At 66.1% G+C, this 21,111-nt stretch carries 3 protein-coding genes; all 3 read left to right on the top strand.

The annotated features are described in order from the left end of the window. The first annotated feature begins 5 nt into the window (after positions 1 to 5). The 3 genes from EV192_RS36465 to EV192_RS36455 are packed head-to-tail and all read left to right on the top strand — an operon-like array spanning position 6 to position 21,104. Positions 6 to 19,661 carry a non-ribosomal peptide synthase/polyketide synthase gene (locus EV192_RS36465; RefSeq protein ID WP_132123184.1) on the top strand — a complete coding sequence of 6,552 codons (19,656 nt, stop codon included), beginning with the start codon at positions 6 to 8 and terminating at the stop codon, positions 19,659 to 19,661. After that, positions 19,658 to 20,908: an MFS transporter gene (locus EV192_RS36460; protein ID WP_132123183.1), complete on the top strand. Its 1,251-nt coding sequence runs from the start codon at positions 19,658 to 19,660 to the stop codon at positions 20,906 to 20,908. Before EV192_RS36465 ends, EV192_RS36460 begins: the two co-directional genes overlap by 4 nt. Beyond that, positions 20,901 to 21,104 (top strand): MbtH family protein, encoded by a 204-nt coding sequence (locus EV192_RS36455; protein ID WP_132123182.1) that lies wholly within the window; start codon positions 20,901 to 20,903, stop codon positions 21,102 to 21,104. The genes EV192_RS36460 and EV192_RS36455 overlap by 8 nt, the downstream gene beginning before the upstream one ends. Positions 21,105 to 21,111: the final 7 nt, after the last annotated feature.

The following is a 21,111-nucleotide window of genomic DNA, read 5'->3' as shown; positions in this document are numbered from 1 at the left end:
CGGCGATGACCTTGTCAAACGAGAGCCGGATCTCAGCCCTGCCCGCCCATCTGCGGGAACAGGTACGCAAGCGGCTCGCCGGCCACGCCGTGCAATCGGACGTCATACCCGCTGCGCCGCGCGGCGGCCCGTCGCCGCTGTCGTTCCCACAGCAGCGGCTGTGGTTCCTCAACGAGCTGCACCCTGACTCGTCGGGGTACAACAGTGGCCTGTTCCTGCGGTTGTCCGGTGACCTCGATGTGCCGGCCCTCGGCAGGGCGCTGCGCGAGCTGGTGAACCGGCACGAGTCGCTGCGCACCACATTCGCAGAGGTGGACGGTAGCGGAGTCCAGATCGTTCGTTCGGCTGCGGATATACCGCTGCCGGTGGTCGACTGTATGCAGGATGCATTGGACGAGGCGTTGCTCGCCGAGTACTCGCGTCCGTTTGACCTCCGGGTCGGTCCGGTGTTCCGGGCTTTGCTGCTGCGACTCGGTGACCGGGAGCATGTGTTGTCGCTGACCGCGCATCACATGGTGATCGACGGCTGGTCCCTGGGCGTCCTGATCGACGACCTCGGGGTGCTTTACGGCTCGACCGAGGTTCTGCCACAACTTCCGTTGCGGTATACGGATTTCGCGGTGTGGCAGCGCGAGCGGCTGGCACCCGGGTCGATGGCCGGGCACTTGGACTACTGGCGGCGGCAGCTGTCCGACCTGACCCCGATGGACCTGCCCACCGACCGGCCCAGGCCGGTTCCGCGGACGTCCGCGGGCGCGGTGCACGAGTTCGCCGTGCCCGCGGACGTCGGCGCGAAGCTCCGGGAACTCGCCCGCGACGAGGGTGTCACGGTGTTCAGCGTCCTGGTCGCCGCGTGCCAGATCCTGCTCGCCCGCTGGTCCGGTCACGACGACGTGGTCGTGGGTACCCCGGTGTCCGGCCGCGACCGGCCGGAGGTGAACCGGCTCGTCGGGTTCTTCGTCAACACCCTGGTACTCAGGTCGACTGTAGACAGTTCCAGTACGTTCCGCGAGTTCGTGTCGTCAGTCAACGGCACGGTTCTGGACGCCCTCGACCACGGCGAGGTGCCGTTCGACCGGCTGGTCGAGTCACTGCGGACCGAACGGGACGCCAGCCGCAACCCGTTGTTCGACGTGATGGTCGTCCTGCAGAACGCGCACCGGAAACGCCCCCAGCTGGCCGGACTGCGGGTCGAGGAGGTCGAACTGATCCGGCGGGTCACCAACTTCGACATCACCCTGGAGGTCCGGGAGGGTGACGAAGGCTTGGCCGCGGCCCTGGAGTACAACACGGACCTGTTCGACGCGGACACGATCCGGCGGATGGCCACCCATCTGGTGACCCTGCTGAGCGGCGCGGTGGACACCCCGGACGTGCCGGTGGCGCGGCTGCCGATGCTCACCGACGCCGAACGCCACCAAGTGCTGGTGGAGTGGAACGGCACGGACCACTCGACCGTCTCCGTGACGCTGCCGGAGTTGTTCGAGGCGCAGGTGGCCCGTACGCCTGAGGCGACCGCGGTGACCTTCGGCGGCGAGCACTTGACATACGCCGAGCTGGACAAGCGAGCGAATCGCTTGGCACACAAGCTGATCGCCCAGGGCGCCGGGCCGGAACGGTTCGTGGCACTGGCTCTGCCGCGGTCGGCGGACCTCGTCGTCGCGATTCTCGCAGTACTCAAGACCGGCGCCGCGTACGTGCCGATCGACCCGGATTATCCACCGGAACGGATCGCCGGGATCCTCCAGGACGCCGATCCTATCCTGTTATTGCATACTGTAGACGCTGATGGGCCTGACATGCCGGTTGCCCGGACTGGGCTGTCCCCGGCCAGTCCCGCGTACGTGATCTACACGTCCGGCTCGACCGGCCGCCCGAAGGGTGTGGTCGTTCCGCACGCGAACGTGGTCCGGTTGTTCAGCGCCACCCGACAGTGGTTCAGTTTCGACTCGCGAGACGTGTGGACGTTGTTCCATTCGTACGCTTTCGACTTCTCCGTGTGGGAACTGTGGGGCGCGCTGCTGCACGGCGGCCGGCTTGTCGTTGTACCCCATGACGTCGCGCGGTCGCCCGAGGACTTCCGCCAGCTGCTGGCGACTGAGCGGGTGACCGTCCTGAATCAGACTCCGTCGGCGTTCTACCAGTTGACGGCCACTGGCCTCAGTGGACTGCGGTACGTGATCTTCGGCGGTGAGGCGCTGGACGTCCGGCGACTGGCCGACTGGTACACCCGGTCCGACGACGCGCCAACCTTGGTGAACATGTACGGGATCACCGAAACCACCGTACATGTCACCCATATCGCGCTCTCCCCGGATGTAGTCGCCAGAACCGCCGCGAGCGTGATCGGCGTCGCCATCCCGGACCTGCGGGCCTACGTGCTGGACGCGTCGCTGAACCCGGTGCCTCCCGGTGTGACGGGTGAGCTGTACATCGCGGGTGCGGGGTTGGCCCGTGGGTACTTGAATCTGCCTGGGCTCACCGCAGAGCGCTTCATGGCGTGTCCCTTCAGCGGGCCTGGTGAGCGGATGTACCGCACCGGTGACCTGGCCAGGTGGACCGTCCACGGGCAGTTGGAGTACCTGGGTCGAGCCGATCACCAGGTGAAGATCCGTGGGTTCCGGATCGAGCCCGGTGAGATCGAGGCGGCCCTGCTGCGGCATCCGTCGGTCGCCGAGACCGCGGTCGTCGCGCGGGACGACGATGGGCACAAGCGCTTGGTGGCCTACGTCGTGCCGGGTTCGGTCCCTCCGAGCCCGGCTGATCTTCGCGACGCGTTGCAGCGAAGCCTGCCGGACCATATGGTGCCGTCGGCGTTCGTGATGCTGGAGACGTTGCCGCTGACGCGCAACGGAAAGCTGGACCGTCGGGCATTGCCGGCGCCCCAGGCGGCGCCGCAGTCCGGTTACGTGCCACCACGAACTCCCACCGAGCGGACGCTGGCCAAAGTGTGGGCGGACGTGCTCGGCGTCTCCCAGGTCGGCACCGAGGACACGTTCTTCGGCCTGGGCGGCGACTCGATCCTGGCGATCCAGATGGTGTCCCGCGCCCGGCAAGCCGGCCTGCGACCGACCGCCGGGGACGTGTTCCAGCATCAGACGATCGCGCAACTCGCCGCCGTCGTCGACACACGAGCTGCGGCCGAGCCGGTCGCGGACGTGCCGGTCGTCGGGCCCGCACCGCTGAGTCCGATCCAGCACTGGTTCTTCGACCACTACGGCGAGCTTGGACACTTCACGATGTCCACGTTGCTGGAGCTGGCCGAGGACGTTGACGCGGACATGCTGCACCAGGCGTTCGACTCCGTTGTGCGGCACCACCCGGCGCTGTGCACGCGGTTCGTCCAGCGGATGCAGGAAGTGGCGACAGTCCCGGCTACTTTCTCAGTGGTAAATCCTGTTGAGATCGACTCTTCGGCGTTGGCCGCCCAGACCAGTCTGGATCCGGGCACCGGCCAGGTGATCAAGTGCCTGCTGGTCAACGGTTCGCCGCCGCTCATGTTTGTCACCGTCCACCATCTGGTGATGGATGGCGTGTCGTGGCGGATCCTGTTGGGCGACCTGGAGACCGCCTACCGTCAGATCCAGGCGGGTGAGCCGGTCCACTTGGAGCCCGTCGGAACCTCGTTCACGCAGTGGACTCACCGGTTGACTGAGTACACACGCTCAGGTGGTTTTGACGACGACCTCGCCTACTGGGCTCGGGCTACCGCGCCGGTCGATGTGCCACAGGACCGTGCGGGGTTGAACACCGAGGACAGCACACGTGTCGTCACCGTTCGACTGGACGCTGCGGACACTGATGCGTTGCTGCACAAGTTACCTGGCGTCTATCGCACGCGCGTCGATGATGTTCTGCTGAGTGCGCTGGGCCGGGTGTTGGCCTCGTGGACGGGGCGGGACCGTGTGCCGATCACCATGGAAGGGCACGGGCGTGAGGAGATCCTCGACGGTGTGGATCTCGCCCGGACAGTGGGCTGGTTCACCAGCCAGTTCCCGCTCACGTTGACGCTACCGTCCACTACGGACTGGGGAGAGGTCCTCAAGTCCGTCAAAGAACAAGTACGTGCCGTGCCCAGGCGGGGTCTCTCTTATGGGGCGTTGCGCCACCTTTCGGGAGCGTTGGCTGAAGGCGTGCTGCCGCAGGTCAGTTTCAACTACCACGGCCAGTGGGACGCGGCCACGGGTGCGCAGAGCCTCTACCGTGACAGGCGCCCTGGCATCGGCCAGGATCGTGCGCCCGGAAGCATCCGTCCGCACCTGTTGGACGTGGTCGGTGTGGTGGAGCACGGACAGCTGGTACTGAGCTGGCACTACTCGACGGCGATCCACCACTCGGATACGGTCAGGTGGCTGGCTGAACGGACTGTCGAGGCGCTGCGGGACATCGCGGCATATTGTATACAGCCTGGTGTCGGTGGATGTACACCGTCGGACTTCCCGCTGGCTCGGCTTGACCAGTCCAATGTGGATCGCATCGCGGGTGACGGTCGTTCGGTGGAGGATATCTACCCGTTGACCCCGCTGCAGGCTGGAATGTTGTTCCACAGTTTAGTGGATACGGGCACGACGGCGTACTTCGACCAGTTCAGGTTGCGTGTATACGGTGTACACAATCCTGCCGCCTTTGAGACGGCTTGGCAGCGCGTGGTGGACCGGACGCCAATCTTGCGTACCTCTGTGGTCTGGCAGAGCGTTGGCGAACCGTTGCAGATCGTACACAGGAACGTGGCTCTGCCCGTCGCTCATCACGACTGGCGTGGCATGTCCGATGTGGAGTCACGACTCCATCAGCTCCTGGACGACGACCGGGCCGCCGGTCTGGACCTGAGTACGCCTGGGATGATGCGGCTCGCGATCATCCAGTTGGCGGACGACGAGGTGTTGCTTGTCTGGACCACGCACCACGTGTTGCTTGACGGCTGGAGCACCGCGCGAGTGTTCGCCGAGGTGTGTGAGCAGTACGCGGCGATCGTTGAGAACCGTCCGGCGGCACTCGTGTCCCGGCGTCCGTTCCGTGACTACTTGCGGTGGTTGCGTGAGCAGGACGAGGACTCAGCTGCGACGCACTGGCGGCGGGTGCTCGCCGGCGTGACTGGGCCGACACCACTGCCGTACGACCGACCGCCGACCGAGGCTCACCGCGCCGAGTCACGTTCAACTGTCCGCATCGAGTTCACCGCCGACGAGTCGCGTCGGCTGCAGGATGTCGCTCGGCACAACGGTTTGACTGTCAACACGGTCGTGCAGGGCGCCTGGGCGCTGCTCCTGTCCCGTTGCGGCGGTGAGTCCGATGTCGTCTTCGGCACCACGGTCTCAGGACGCCCGGCCGAGCTGGCGGGCGTGGAATCCATGGTAGGGATGTTCATCAACACGGTCCCCACCCGAATCACTGTGAACACAGCTCACAACCTCTTGCCCTGGTTACGCAGTATCCAAGCACACCAAGCGGAATCGCGGCAATTCGAGTTCGTCTCGTTGGCGCAGTTGCAGTCCTGGAGCGACCTGCCCGCCGGCACAAACCTGTTCGACAGCGTGGTGGTGTTCGAGAACTACCCCCTCGACAACGCCACAGCCACCGGAGGCCTGCGGATCACAGACGTCCAGGCCTTGGATACCACCAACTTCCCCCTAGCGCTTACCGCCTACCTGACCGACCGCTTCGGCTTCGAACTCGGCTACGACCCAAGACTCTTCGAGCAAGCAACCGCCCACCAACTCACCGACATACTGACCGTGCTGCTCAAAGCGGTGATCGCCAACCCGAACCGCCCACTGGCCCGCCTGCCATGGCTGTCGGACAACGAATACCACCGGATCGTGGTGGAGTGGAACGACACCAAAGCCGAATATCCCGTCCACCACAACATCCTCGAGCTGTTCGACAAACAAGTCCGCCGCCAACCGAACGCTGTCGCGGTAGTCCACAAAGAGACCCAACTCACTTTCGCCGAACTGGACGCCCGCGCGAACGGGTTGGCGGATCGTTTGGTGGACGCGGGTGTGAGGCGCGGATGTGTTGTGGGGTTGGCGGTGCCGCGGTCAGTGGACGTCGTAGTGGGAATGCTGGCGGTGTGGAAAGCCGGAGCCGGCTATGTGCCGACCGATCCGGGTCTGCCAACGGACCGGTTGGCGGCGATGGTGGCGGACTGCGGCGCTCGCTGGGTGGTGGCCGGCTCCGAAAAGCTGCCCGACATCGGCGCCACACTGATCCCACTGGACAACGAGCCCGCGGGTAACCCTGCGGCTGGGCAGGCCGCAGCGAGTGACATCCCGACCAGAACCGGGCTGGCCACGTCGGATGGCATAGGCGCCGCAGTCGGGCTGTCCGCCGTGAGTGATGTCGGGACCAGGGCTGGCCAGGCCGCCGTGGGAGATATCGCGACCAGAACCGCACCGACCACCGGCGTCAGCGCGCACTTGACCGAACAGCCGGCTGTGCCGGCGACCTCGGGCACGCCGCGAGTCGAAACCAATCCTGGTGATCTGGCGTACATCGCCTACACCTCGGGTTCTACCGGTATGCCCAAGGGTGTGATGATCGAGCATGGTCACCTGAGTTACATCGTGGCGGCGTGGGACGAACGGTATGGGTTGTCGGAGCGGCCGTTGCGGTTTGTTTGTGTGACTGGGTTAACCGTCGATTTGTTCACCGCAGATGTGCTTCGTTCGGTGTTCTTCGGTGGGGTGTTGATTGTCGCGCCGGCGGATGTGGTGACTGATCCGCCTCGGTTGTTGGATTTGATCGATGAAATGGGTGGGACGGGGATCGAGTTGGTGCCGCCGTTGGCGGCGGCCGTGGTGGGGGAGGCGGTGCGGCAGGGGAGGCGGTTGCCGGCGTTGCGGTCGATGTCGGTTGGGTCTGAGGGGTGGCGGGTTGGTGACTGTGTCGACTTGTTGGACAACGTTGATCCCGGGACGTTGGTGGTGAACGCGTACGGGTCGACCGAGGTGACAGTCGACTCGTGTCTCTATGTGCCTACAGCGGAAGCCTTGGCGAGTGGGGCTTTTGTGCCGGTGGGACGGCCGATTGCGAACACTCGGGTCTATGTGGTGGACGCCGACTTGAATCCTGTGCCGGTGGGTGTGGTGGGCGAGTTGTGTGTGGGTGGCGACGGGGTGGGACGTGGGTATGCCAACCGGCCTGGGTTGACGGCCGAGCGGTTTGTGGCTGACCCGTTCGGTCCGCCCGGTGGTCGGCTGTACCGGACCGGCGATCGAATGCGGTATCTGCCCGATGGCGTGCTGGAGTTTGTCGGCCGGGCCGACGACCAGGTGAAGATCCGGGGATTCCGGGTCGAGCCCGGCGAGGTCGAAAGTGTGCTGCTCGATCACCCGGCAGTGGCCGCGGCCGCGGTCGTCGCCCGGAACGACGATGACCGGACCCGGTTAGTTGGCTACATCGTGCCCAAGAACACAGCGATTCCAGACCTGCGGTCGTGGCTGGCCAGCTCCCTTCCGGACTACATGGTGCCGTCCGCGTTCGTCACACTCGACGAACTGCCCTTGACGGCCAACAAAAAAGTAGATCGGCGGGCTTTGCCGGCGCCGGACTGGGGCGAAGTGGGGCGTCGCCAGTACGTGGCGCCCCGCACCGGCGCCGAGCATACGATGGCGGAGATCTGGGCCGACGTGCTCGGTGTGCCGCAGGTGGGCGTGGAGGACAACTTCTTCGAGCTCGGCGGCGACTCCATCCAGAGTATTCGCCTGATTTCCCGCGTGCGGACGGTCTTCGGAACCGACCTCTCACCCCGCGCGGTGTTCACCACGCCAACGGTGGCCGGCCTCGCGGCGACGATGGTCACCAGTGCCGTCACGGAGATCCCGCCGGCACCCAGGGATCGTCCACTGCCGTTGTCGTTCGCGCAACAGCGACTGTGGTTCCTCGACCAGTTCGAGCCGAACAGCGCGGAGTACATCACACCCCTGGCGTTGCGACTGCGCGGGCCACTGGATCGAGAAGCGCTTGACCGTGCGCTGACCATGCTGGTCGCCCGGCACGAGTCCCTGCGTACAACGTTCGACGAGGTGGCCGGAAAGGCTATCCAGGTCGTACACCCTCCGACCGAAGTGCACGTCCCCGTCGTCGTGGCTGAACTGTCCACTGTGCTTTGGGAAGAGGTGACTCAGCCGTTCGACCTGCGCCACGGGCCGTTGGTCCGGGCACGACTGGTCCGACTGGCCGATGACGAACACGTGCTGACACTGATGATGCACCACATCATCACCGACGGTTGGTCAGGCGGGGTGATCGCCCGCGAGCTGGGTGCGCTGTACTCAGGGGCGGACCTTCGACCGCTTCCGTTGCAGTACGCGGACTTCGCCTCGTGGCAACGAGAGCAGCTCACCGAGGAGACCCTCCGCGAGCAGTTGGCCTACTGGCGCCAGCAGCTGGACGAAGTGCCGAGGGTGGAACTGCCGATCGACCACCCACGGCCGGCGGTACGCACCACCGAAGGTGCGGTCGTCGACTTCCTGATCCCAGCCGACGTGACCAGGCGCCTCAAAGAACAGCAGGACAGCACGTTGTTCATGGTGCTCGTGGCGGCCTGCCAGGTCATGCTGGCCAAATGGTCCGGTCAGGACGACATCGCGCTGGGTACGGTGACATCCGGCCGGGAGCGCCCGGAGCTGCGGGACATCGTCGGGTTCTTCGTGAACACCGTTGTACTGAGATCCACTGTGGACGGAGAAGCGACGTTCCGGGACTTCCTGAAGGACGTCAAGGAAGTCGTGCTGGACGGGTTCGAGCACCAGGACGTGCCGTTCGAACGGGTGGTGGACGACCTTCAGCCCACCCGGGACACCAGCCGCACCCCGCTGTTCGACGTCATGCTGGTGCTCCAGAACATCCCCGACGACCTGCCGGATCTCCCCGGCATCGAGGTCGACGAGCTGCGGCTGCCGGTGGTGACCGCGAACTTCGACCTCACCATCCAGTTCACCGAGCTGGACACCGGACTGCACTGCGCCCTCAACTACCACCGCGGCCTGTTCGAACCCGCGACCGTCGACCGCATGGCCACGCATGTCCAGACGCTGCTCAACCGCATCGCGGACGACCCTGACCAGCGCATCGCCTCGCTCTCGCCACTGTCCGAGACCGAGCGCGACCAGGTCCTTGCGAAGGGGAACGACACCGAACTTCCGGACGTGACAGTACCGGAGTTGTTCGCGGCCCAGGTGGCCCGCACACCCAATGCCGGAGCGGTCGACGAGTTGTCGTACGCGGAACTTGACACACGGGCGAACCGGTTGGCGCACAAGCTGATCGCCCTCGGTGCGGGGCCGGAACGGTACGTCATGGTCAGCATGCCTCGCTCGGCCGAACTGGTCGTGGCGATGCTGGCCGTGCTCAAGGCAGGTGCGGCGTACGTCCCGGTGGAACCGGGTCATCCAGCGGACCGGCTGTCGGACATGATCGACGACATCCGCCCGGTCGCGATCCTGACCGAGGTACTAGCCGACTACTACCCGGACACTCTGCCCGCAAGAACGTGGACGTCCGCGAGTCCGATGTACGTGATCTACACGTCCGGCTCCACCGGTCGTCCGAAAGGTGTAGTAGTCACACATCGCTCGGCCGTGAACTACCTGCTGTGGGCTGTGCGGGCATACCCCGGTCTCGGGGAATCCGCGGTTCTGCACTCGCCGGTGTCGTTCGATCTGACAGTGACCACACTGTTCGGGACACTGCTCGCAGGTGGACACATCCGGACCGCGGAACTCGGTCTGGAGCCGTGCGCGTTCCTCAAGGCCACCCCCAGCCACCTGGCGTTGCTGAACACCTTGCCGAACGGACCCGGCAGCGAGCTGGTCCTCGGTGGCGAGCAACTGCTGGGTGAAGCGATCGACCAGTGGCGGCGGACGCACCCCACCGCGACCGTGGTCAACGAGTACGGCCCGACCGAGGCCACCGTCGGGTGCATGGAGTACCGGATCGAACCCGGCGACGAGCTGCCCGCAGGGCCGGTCCCCATCGGTCGGCCGTCCTGGAACACCCGGCTGTACGTCCTGGACAGGTACCTGTGCCCGGTGCCGATCGGGGTACCCGGCGAGTTGTACATCGCCGGTGCTGGCCTAGCTCGCGGGTATGTCGACCCCGGGCTGACCGCGACCCGGTTTGTCGCCTGCCCGTTCGGCGAGCCCGGTGAGCGGATGTACCGCACAGGCGACCTGGTACGCCGACGCGTCGACGGTGACCTGGAGTTCCTCGGTCGCGTCGACGACCAGGTGAAGGTCCGTGGCCACCGGATCGAACCCGGTGAGGTGGAGGCGGCGATCCGCCGCCATCCCGACGTGGCCGAGGCCGCCGTGATCGCCCGTGCGGACACGCCCGGAGTAGTGCGACTTGTGGCGTACGTGGTGACCCAAACCGAGAGCACTGCTCTCGACCTAGCCGGGTTCCTGGCACCACTACTACCGGAGTACATGGTGCCGGCGGCGGTGGTCGTGCTGGACGCGCTGCCGTTGAGCCGGCACGGCAAGCTGGACCGCGACGCCCTCCCGGCGCCGGACTACCGTGCGAGTGCCGTCCACGTGGCGCCACGGACGAAGACCGAGCGCGTGCTCGTCGACGTCTGGGCCGATGTCCTTGGCCTGCGACGGGTCGGGGTGGAGGACAACTTCTTCGGTCTCGGCGGCGACTCGATCCTGAGCATCCAGGTGGTGGCCAAGGCTCGGCAGGCGGGGCTGCGGATCACTCCCAAGGACATCTTCCTGCACCAGACCATCGCCGAGCTGGCCATCGTCGCCGGCACTGGCCCGGAGCGGGCCCCGGCCGTGCCGATCGCCGGGCCGGCGCCGTTGACCCCGATCCAGCACTGGTTCCTGGACGGCCACACCGATCCCCACGACTTCACCATGTCGATGGACCTGGAACTGGCCGACGACCTCGACGAAGACGCGTTCATCAAGGCAGTGGACGGTGTCACCGCCCACCACGAGGCGCTGCGCACGCGTTTCGAGTACACCGGCGGCACCTGGCTGCAACACGTCGACGACGAATCGACCACAGTGGACTTCCGCATCCACGACTCGCATACAGTCGACAATATTCCGCTAGACATCGTCACCGGTCCGCTGGTCAGGTTCCTGCTGTTCCGGCGTGGCGGAGGGCATCGGCCACGGCTGGTCGTCGTCGCGCATCACCTGGTGATCGACGGCGTGTCCTGGCGAATCCTGCTCGGCGACCTGGAGCAGGCGTACGACCAAGCCCGTGCGGGCTCACCGGTGCGGTTGGCGCAGGTGGGAACGCCCTTTGCCCAATGGGCACACCAATTGCGGGACCATGTGCGCGGCGGCGGTCTCGACGACGCCATCGGATACTGGACCGCCTTACCCGAAGCCGCCAGCCTTCCCGTCGACCGGACAAGCGGGCCTGTCCGCGTGGTGTCGGTGAAGCTGAGTCGGGACGACACCGACGCGTTGCTCCGACAAGTCCCGGCTGCCTACCGCACGCAGGTCAACGACGTCCTGCTGAGCGCACTCGGCCGGACACTGGCCGACTGGACAGGCCAGTCCACCGTCACCGTCGCGATGGAAGGCCACGGCCGGCAGGACGTGCTCGACAACGTCGACCTGTCTCGGACGATCGGCTGGTTCACCACCCAGTTCCCGGTGGCGCTCACCATGCCCGCCGAAGACTGGGGTGTGGCGCTCAAGTCCGTCAAGGAGCAGTTGCGGGCTGTGCCGCACCAAGGCCTGAGCTACGAGGCGTTGCGCTACCTCGGCGACGCAGCCCTGCCCGAACTGCCCGAGATCAGCTTCAACTACCACGGCCGGTTCGACGTGGCCGGTGGCGACGGCCTGTACCGCGCCCAACACACGGATGCCGGATCCGACGGCCCACGGCCGCACGTGATCGAAGTCATCGGCGGTGTCACGAACGGTGAGCTGGAGCTGGCGTGGTCGTGCACGGACGAGACGACCATTCGGCGACTGGCCACGGACATGATCCACCATCTACGGAAGATCATCGAGCACTGCACCCAGCCTGGCGTAGGCGGCCGGACACCGTCGGACTTCCCGCTGGCCCAACTCAACCAGGCGCAGGTGGACCGCCTCGTCAATGGACAGTCCATAGAGGACATTTACCGGCTCACGCCGTTGCAGGCGGGGATGTTGTTCCACAGCCTCGTCGACGACGGATCGGGCGCCTACCTCAACCAGGTGTGGCTGACATTGTCCGGCGTGGCCAACCCGGTGGCCCTGGCGGAGGCGTGGCAGCGAGTCGTGGACCGAACACCGATCCTGCGCAGCAGTGTGGTGTGGGAGGATGTCGACGAACCGCTCCAGGTCGTGCACAGTCATGTCGAGATCCCCACTACTGTTCACGACTGGCGCCAACTGTCTGATGTGGACGCCGAGTGGACGCGAATCGTCACAGCCGATCGCGCCGCGCCGATGAACCTCGCCACCGCGCCACTGATGCGGCTGGTCATCGCCCGGCGGTCCGATGACGATGTGTTCCTGCTGTGGACAGGACATCACCTGATCCTCGACGGCTGGAGCACCACTCAAGTGTTCGCCGAGGTCCTCCGGGAATACAGTATCCAGTACGCGGCGACAAGTGGGGCGTCGCGCGCTGACTCCTCCCGGAATGCCGAGAACCGCGCGCCCACACCTGTATCCCGCCGCCCCTTCCGCGACTACCTGCAATGGTTGGCGGCACAGGACATTCGACAGGCCGAGAACCACTGGCGCCAGGTCCTTGCGGGCTTCGTCGCCCCGACTCCGTTGCCGTACGACCGCCCACCGCGAGAGGCGCACCGTGCTGAGTCCACCGAATCGGTCCTGTTCGGACTGTCGGCCGACGTGTCCGGCCGGTTGCGCGCGACGGCGAAGCGGGAAGGCCTGACCGTCAACACGATGGTGCAGGGCGCGTGGGCGCTGTTGCTGTCCTGGTTCAGCGGTGAACGCGACATCGTGTTCGGCACGACCGTTTCCGGCCGTCCGGCGGAGTTGGCCGGTGCGGAGTCAATGGTCGGGATGTTCATTAACACTGTTCCCGCTCGAGTGTGTGTGAACACAGCTCACAATGTGTTGGCCTGGTTGCGCTGTATCCAAGCTGATCAGGCGGAAACGCGGCAGTTCGAATTCGTCTCGTTGGCGCAGTTGCAGTCCTGGAGCGACGTGAACGCCGGCACGAACTTGTTCGACAGCGCGGTCGTGTTCGAGAACTACCCCGTCGACACCTCGGCCGACGAGCAGGGCATCCAGGTGCGTTCGGTGGAGGCATGGGACAGCACCACCTTCCCGCTCTTGCTCAGTGCGTACGTGACCGAACGGCTCAGCCTCGACCTCAGTTACGACCCGAGGCTGTTCGACGCCGACACCGCGCAGCGACTCGCGGGTCACCTCGAAGCGTTGCTGGACAAGATGTCCGCGTATTCGGACCTGACTCTCGCCCGGCTGATGGACCTGCCCACGGACGACTACCAGCGGGTTGTGGTCAAGTGGAACGACACCGCTGTCGAGTATCCCGTTCGACGGAACGTACTCCAGTTGTTCGACGAACAGGTGCGGCGAGCGCCGGACGCTGTCGCGGTGATCCACGAAGAAACCCGACTCACTTTCGCCGAACTGAACAGTCGGGCGAACCGGTTGGCACATCACCTGGCGAGCCTGGGTGTCGAGCGTGGGTCGGTCGTGGGGTTGGCGTTGCCGCGGTCCGCGGACGTGGTGGTCGGGATGATCGGAGTGTGGAAGGCAGGCGCGGCGTATGTGCCGATGGATCCAGGCCTGCCGGCGGACCGGTTGGCGTTCATGGTCGCCGACTCCGGCGCGCGATGGGTGCTGACCCCGCAGACCTTGCAGGACGTCGGCGCTGAAGCGCCGGCTTTGAAGGTGGATATCGAACCTGGCGACCTCGCGTATACAGCGTATACATCGGGTTCGACGGGCGTGCCCAAGGGCGTGATGATCGAGCACGGCCAGCTGAACTACATCGTCAAGGCGTGGGACGACCGGTACGGATTGTCCCGGCAACCGTTGCGGTTCGTGTGTGTGACCGGGTTGACCGTGGATCTGTTCACCGCCGACGCCCTTCGGTCGCTGTTCTTCGGTGGTGTGTTGATCATCGCTCCGGACGAGGTCGTGGTCGATCCGCCGCGGTTGCTTGACCTGATCGACGAGACGCGCGGGACGGCGATCGAGCTGGTGCCACCGTTGGCGGCGGCATTGACGCAGGAGGCGGCCCGGCGAGGGAGAACACTGGCGTTGCGGTTGATGTCAGTGGGCTCGGAAGGCTGGCGGGTCCGCGACTGCGCCGAGCTGTTGGCCAACGTCGATCCGGAAACGCTGGTGGTGAACGCGTATGGCGCCACCGAAGTCACTGTGGATTCGTGCCTGTACGAACCGTCTGTGGAAGCTCTGCGAGACCGGGCCTTTGTCCCGTTGGGACGGCCGATCGCGAATACCCGGGTCTATGTGCTGGATGCCGACCTGAACCCGGTGCCGATGGGCGTGGTGGGGGAGTTGTGCGTCGGCGGAGACGGCGTGGGACGCGGGTATTCGGGTCGGCCAGGGTTGACCGCTGACCGGTTCGTGGCCGACCCGTTCGGCCCGCCGGGAACTCGCCTGTATCGGACCGGTGACCGGGCCCGGTACCTGCCCGACGGCGTACTGGAGTTCATGGGCCGCGTCGACGACCAGGTGAAGATCCGGGGCTTCCGCGTCGAGCCCGGTGAGGTGGAGCGCGCACTGGCCGAGCACCCGAAGGTGACTGACGCGATCGTGGTAGCTCGCGAGTGGGACGGCCGTCCCCGGTTGGTCGGTTACGTTGTCCCCACGGTACCGGTCGCGGAACTGCGCTCGTGGTTGCAGCGGTCGCTACCGGACTACATGGTGCCATCGACGTTCGTCACCCAGCACGGACCACTCGACCGGCGGGCCCTGCCCGCTCCGGATTGGGACTACACCGACTACGTCGAGCCTCGGAACGAAGTCGAACGAACCGTCGCCACGATCTGGGCCGAAGTGCTCGGCGTGCCCAAAGTGGGCGCGGAGGACAACTTCTTCGAGCTCGGCGGCGACTCCATCCTCAGCATCAAGGTGACGTCCCGACTGCGGGCAGCGCTCGACACGGACGTCTCCCCGCGAGCCGTGTTCACCACACCGACCGTGGCCGGGCTCGCGGCGACGATGGCCACCGGCACCGTCGAGCGGATTCCGCCGGCGCCTCGGGACCGCCCACTGCCGTTGTCGTTCGCGCAGCAGCGACTGTGGTTCCTTGACCAGTTCGAACCGGACAGCAGCGTGTACCTGTCGCCGTTCGCGCTACGACTGCGTGGCGCGCTCGACGTGGACGCTTTGGCGGACGCACTGGCCGCGCTCGTGGCCAGGCACGAGTCACTGCGTACAACGTTCGACGAAGTGGACGGCAGTGGACGGCAGGTCATCCATCCGCCCAGTGAGATTCTGGTACCTGTCGCCGATCTGTCCACAGAGGATCTGGCGGCGGTACTGGCCGCTGAAGGTGAAGCCGGCTTCGATCTGCGACGCGGACCACTCGTGCGGGTACGATTGTTCCGGTTGGCACGGGAAGAACACATCCTGACAGTGGTGATGCATCACATCGTGACTGACGGATGGTCCACTGCGGTGATGCTCAGCGAACTCAGCGAGCTGTACCGGGCGATCCGACGCGACGAGGAGCCGAACCTGCCCGCGTTGCCCGTGCACTACGCCGACTACGCGGTCTGGCAACGGGAATGCCTCGCGGCCGGCGTGCTGGATGAGCAGGTGGCGTACTGGCGCGCTCGGCTCGCCGGGGTTCAGCCGCTGGAGCTACCAACCGACCGGCCCAGGCCTGCGGTCCGGACCACGAACGGCGCGGTGCTCAGCTTCGGCGTTCAGCGAGAGACGGTTAACAGCCTGAAAGCATTGGCGCACAAGCAGGATGGCACGTTGTTCATGACGCTGATCGCGTGCTGCCAGATCGTGCTTGCCAGGTGGTCCGGGCAGGATGACGTCACGGTCGGCACGGTTACCTCGGGACGTGACCATCCCGAGTTGGAGCGGCTGATCGGGTTCTTTGTCAACACTGTGGTGCTGCGTGGCGCGGTCCGGGAAGACCGGACGTTCCGTGAGTGCCTGGCCGACGTGAAGGACACGGTGCTGGGTGCGTTCGCCCACCAGGACGTCCCGTTCGAACGGATCGTGGACGACCTCGAACCCGTGCGTGACACCAGCCGCAGCCCGCTTTTCGACGTCATGGTGGTCCTGCAGAACGTCTTGGACGAGGCCACCGTTTTTCCCGGTCTGGACGTCACGGATGTGGAACTTCCGGTGGTGACCGCCGGGTTCGACCTCACGATCGAATTCCGGGAGCTGACCGAAGGCGGCTTGCACGGCACGGTGACGTACAACGCGGACCTGTTCGAGCCGGCCACAGTCGAGCGGCTGGCCAACTGCCTGACAATTCTGCTGGACGCCGTCGGCGCCGATCCGGACGGGCCGGTCGCGGCGATTCCGCTGTTGCCGGAGAGTCCTGAGTGGAACGACACGGATCACGCCGCGCCGGACGTGCCAGTACCGGACTTGTTCGAGGCTCAAGTGGCCCGCACCCCGAACGCGGTCGCGATCGTGGACCGCAATGGGTCGATGTCCTATGCCCAGCTCAACGCGCGGGCCAATCAGTTGGCGCACAAGCTGATCGCTGAGGGAGCCGGCCCGGAACGGTACGTCCTGGTTTCGTTGCCGCGTTCGGCCGACCTGCTAATCGCTCTACTGGCGGTCGTGAAGGCGGGAGCGGCATACGTGCCCGTCGAGCCCGGACATCCACGTGACCGCACAGCGTTCGTGGTGTCGGACGCGTCCCCAGTGGCGATACTGGACTCGCCGGAGGCGGCCGACGACTATCCGGACACCAACCCAACGCGGTCGCTGACCCTCACCCATCCGATGTACACCATCTACACCTCAGGTTCCACCGGCGTGCCGAAAGGTGTCGTGGTCACCCACCGGTCGGTGGTCAACTACCTGCGGTGGGCCGCGTGGGCGTATCCCGGCCTGGGCGAGTCGGCGGTGTTGCATTCGCCGGTGTCGTTCGACCTGACGGTGACCACGCTGTACGGTCCGTTGCTGACCGGCGGACGGATCGTGGTCGCGGACCTGACCGACGGGCCGATGGAGCCGTACTCGTTCCTCAAGGCCACGCCCAGCCATCTGGCGTTGCTGAACACGTTGCCCGACGAGTGTTCGCCGACCCGTCAACTCGTTGTCGGCGGCGAACAGCTGCAGAGTGAGCCGGTTGCCGAGTGGCGGCGCGCACATCCTGGCGTGACGGTCGTCAACGAGTACGGACCGACCGAGGCCACGGTCGGCTGTATGCAGTATCGGATCGAACCGGATGACCAGCTGGACGCGAGTACCGTCGCCATTGGACGGCCGGCCTGGAACACTCGGCTCTACGTACTAGACCGTCGACTACGTCCGGCACCGATCGGGGTGGTCGGCGAGCTGTACATCGCGGGTGCCGGACTGGCCAGGGGATATCTGAACCGACCCGGCTTGACCGCGGACCGCTTCACGGCTTGTCCCTTCGGCGGACCGGGCGAACGGATGTACGCCACCGGCGACCGGGTCCGCCGGCGCGCCGGCGGCACCCTGGACTACCTCGGCCGGACCGATGACCAGGTGAAGATCCGCGGTCACCGAGTCGAACTCGGCGAGATCGAGTCAGCGCTGCTGCGCCACCCGGACATCACCGAAGCCACGGTCACAACCCGGGCTCACCAACCACACCCCGACGAGTTGGGGCGTCTTCAAGACCCACCAACCCGGGGGTCGGAGCGTCTTCAAGACGCACTAACCCGGGGGTTGGAGGGTCTTCAAGACGCACCAACTGGGGGGCTGGAGGGTCTTGAAGACCTACCAACTCACAAGGGGGCCGGGCACAAGCGGTTGGTCGGCTACATCGTCACCGCGTCGGCGGCGCTGGGCGACGCGACCCTGCGGGAGTTCCTCAGCCAGTCGCTGCCGGACTACATGGTGCCGTCGGCGTTCGTTCGGCTGGACGCCTTACCGCTGACACCCAACGGCAAGGTCGATCGCAAAGCGTTGCCTGAGTCCATTGTGGAAATGGCGGTCGAGTATGTGGAACCCCGGACTTCCCTCGAACGGGCACTGGCGGACCTGTGGGCCGGAGTGCTGGGCCTGGACCGGGTCGGGGTCGAGGACAACTTCTTCGCGCTCGGCGGCGACTCGATCCTCACCATCCAGGTGGTGGCCCGAGGACGCAAAGCGGGGCTGAGCCTGACCACGAAAGACCTGTTCCTGCACCAAACCATCGCCTCCCTCGCCCCGAACGTCACCACGCTGAACACCGCCGACACCGGCCGCGAACCCGTGCCCGGGCCGGTTCCGCTCACGCCGATCCAACACTGGTTCTTCCAGACCCAACGCACCAACCACCACCACTTCAACCAGTCCGTCCTGGTGGAACTGACCGAAGACCTCAACGAACAAGCCCTCCAACAAGCGTTCGAAGCCGTCCTGGCCCATCACGACGCGCTGCGCATGCGATTCGAACATGTCAACGGCCAGTGGCGGCAGGACAACGCGCCCGGCACTCCAACCGGCTTGCCGATCCGGCACGATCTGTCCGATGTGGAGGATCAAGACACAGCCATGGTGACCATCGCCGACGAACTCCAGCGCGGGTTCGACCTCAGCGCAGGCTTGCTGCTGAACGCGGCATTGTTCGTGCGCGGGGCCGGGCAACGGCCGTGTCTGTTCGTCGTCGCCCATCACCTGGTAATCGACGGCGTGTCGTGGCGAATCCTGCTCGACGATATCGACTCCGCCTACTCCCAGGCCGTCCGGGGTGACCCCGTCGACCTCGGCCCGAAGACCACGTCCTTCCAGGCCTGGTCCCGGCGGCTGACCAAGCACGTCGCCGACGGGGGACTGGCCGACGAAACCAACTACTGGGCAGGGGTGCTCGACGCCTGCGACAACCCCGAACCGCGCTATTCCGCCACCGCTGCCCAGGTTGTTCCGGCGGTGCTCAGTGCCCGGGACACCGAGGCGTTGCTGCGCACGGCACCGACCATCTACCGCACGAGTATCAACGATGTCCTGCTGACCGCACTGGCCTGGGCGTTGGCCCGGTGGACCGGCCGTGACCGGGTGTGTGTCGATCTGGAGGGCCACGGCCGGGAGGACGTGCTCGACAAGGTCGACCTGTCCCGCACGGTCGGCTGGTTCACCACGATGTTCCCGGTCGTGCTGGACGTGACCGTCACCGACGACCCCGACTGGCGCGGCCTGATCAAGGCGACCCGCCGGCAGCTGCGGGCGATCCCCAACAAGGGATTCGGGTTCTCCGCCCTGCGCTACCTCGGGTCCGGGCTGCCCGTCGGTACGCCCGCGATCGCGTTCAACTACCTGGGGCAGTGGGACGCTCGGTCGACCGAAGAAGGCCAAGGGCTCTACCGGGGTGTCCTGCCGTCGATCGGCGCGGACCACGACCCCGCCAACCGTGATCCGTACCTGCTGGAGATCGTGGGCGCGGCCGAGGACGGACACCTCCGGTTCGCCTGGCTCCACCATCCCGACCTGCTCGAAGGACCCGCAGTGGCGTCCATGGCGCACGCGTTCGTCGACGCTCTGGAACGCATCGCCGGGCAGTGCCGGGCCGCTGAGGAGGCTCGATGACCATCCCGTTGTCCCGTAACCGCGAATACCGGCTGCTGTGGACCAGCCAGGCGTTGTCCGAGTTCGGCATCAACAGCGCCATGATCGCGTTCCCGTTGCTGGTGCTGACCGTGACGGGTTCCCCGGCCGCGTCCGGTCTGGTGCTCGGCGCGGTCGCCGCCGCACGGCTCGTCGCCGGGATCCCGGCGGGCGCGCTGGTCGACCGGTGGAACCGTAAGACGATCATGCTCGCGTGTGAGGTGGCGCAGGCGACCGCCGCCGCCAGCCTGGTCGCGGCGCTCTGGTGGAACGTGGCGACGATCGCCCACATGGTGGTGGTCGCCATCGTCCTGGGGATCTGCGGGGCGCTGTTCGAACCCGCCGAGGACTCGATCCTGCCGAACCTGGTGCCGGAGAAGCAGTTGTCCACGGCGGTGTCGCTGAACGCGGCTCGAAGTTACCTCGGCCAACTCTCCGGTACGGGCGCGGGTGGGTTCCTGTTCGCGATCGGCAGGTTCGTGCCGTTCGTCGTTGAGACCGTGGCCCACGCGATCGCGTTCGTGGAGCTGCTGTTCCTCCGTGTTCCGCCGCGGGAGGTGCGCCGGGAGCCGATGAGCCATCTCCGGCACGAGATGGTGGCCGGCCTGCGGTGGGTCTGGGAACAGCGCTATATCAGGGTTTTCGCGCTGTGTGCGATCAGCATCAACGCGTTTTTCACCGCGTACTACATCGTCGTCATCGTGCTGGCGCAGACCAGGGGGATACCGCCGGGGGAGATCGGTGTGATGGCGGCCATGCTCGGCGTCGGCGGGATCCTCGGCGCGACGATCGCGCCCTACCTGTACCGGAAGCTGAGCCCGCACGTGCTGATCGTCATGGTGTTCTGGGTCCTCACCGTGCTCACCCCGGTCGCGATCGTGATCAACAGCGGTTACCTGATGGGGGTGCTGTTCGCCGCGATGGCCCTCCTCACCCCGAGCGCCAACACCGCGATCACCACCCGGCAGCTGCTGTTGACACCGGACGGGATGCGCGGCCGGCTCGCCGGTGTGATGGCCGTGGCGACCGGTGTGGCCGCGGCCGTCGGGCCGGCGCTGGGCGGGATGTTGATGGAAGAGGTGTCCGGCACGGTGGCCGTGCTGATCTGCACCGCCGGGATGGCGGTGGTGTCGGTGCTGGTCACGATCAGCCCGACCCTGCGCGACTTCCCCGAACTCGTGAACGTCGGTTCGGACACTCCGAACGAGAAAGGACCGTCGGATGGATGACGACTCGCAGTACCAGGTGCTCATCAACGACGAGGAACAGTACTCGCTCTGGCCGGTGACCCACGACGTGCCGGCCGGCTGGCGGGCGGTGGGCAAGGAGGGGAGCAAGCAGGACTGTATGTCCTATGTGGATGAAGTGTGGACGGACATGCGTCCACGGAGCCTGCGCGAGCAGATGGACGCACCACGACAATAAGGGAGGA

The organism is Actinocrispum wychmicini (genome assembly GCF_004345645.1).
Lineage (GTDB): Bacteria > Actinomycetota > Actinomycetes > Mycobacteriales > Pseudonocardiaceae > Kibdelosporangium > Kibdelosporangium wychmicini.
The sequence above is the reverse complement of the archived record's forward strand: the minus strand, read 5'-3'. Positions and strand labels throughout refer to the sequence as shown.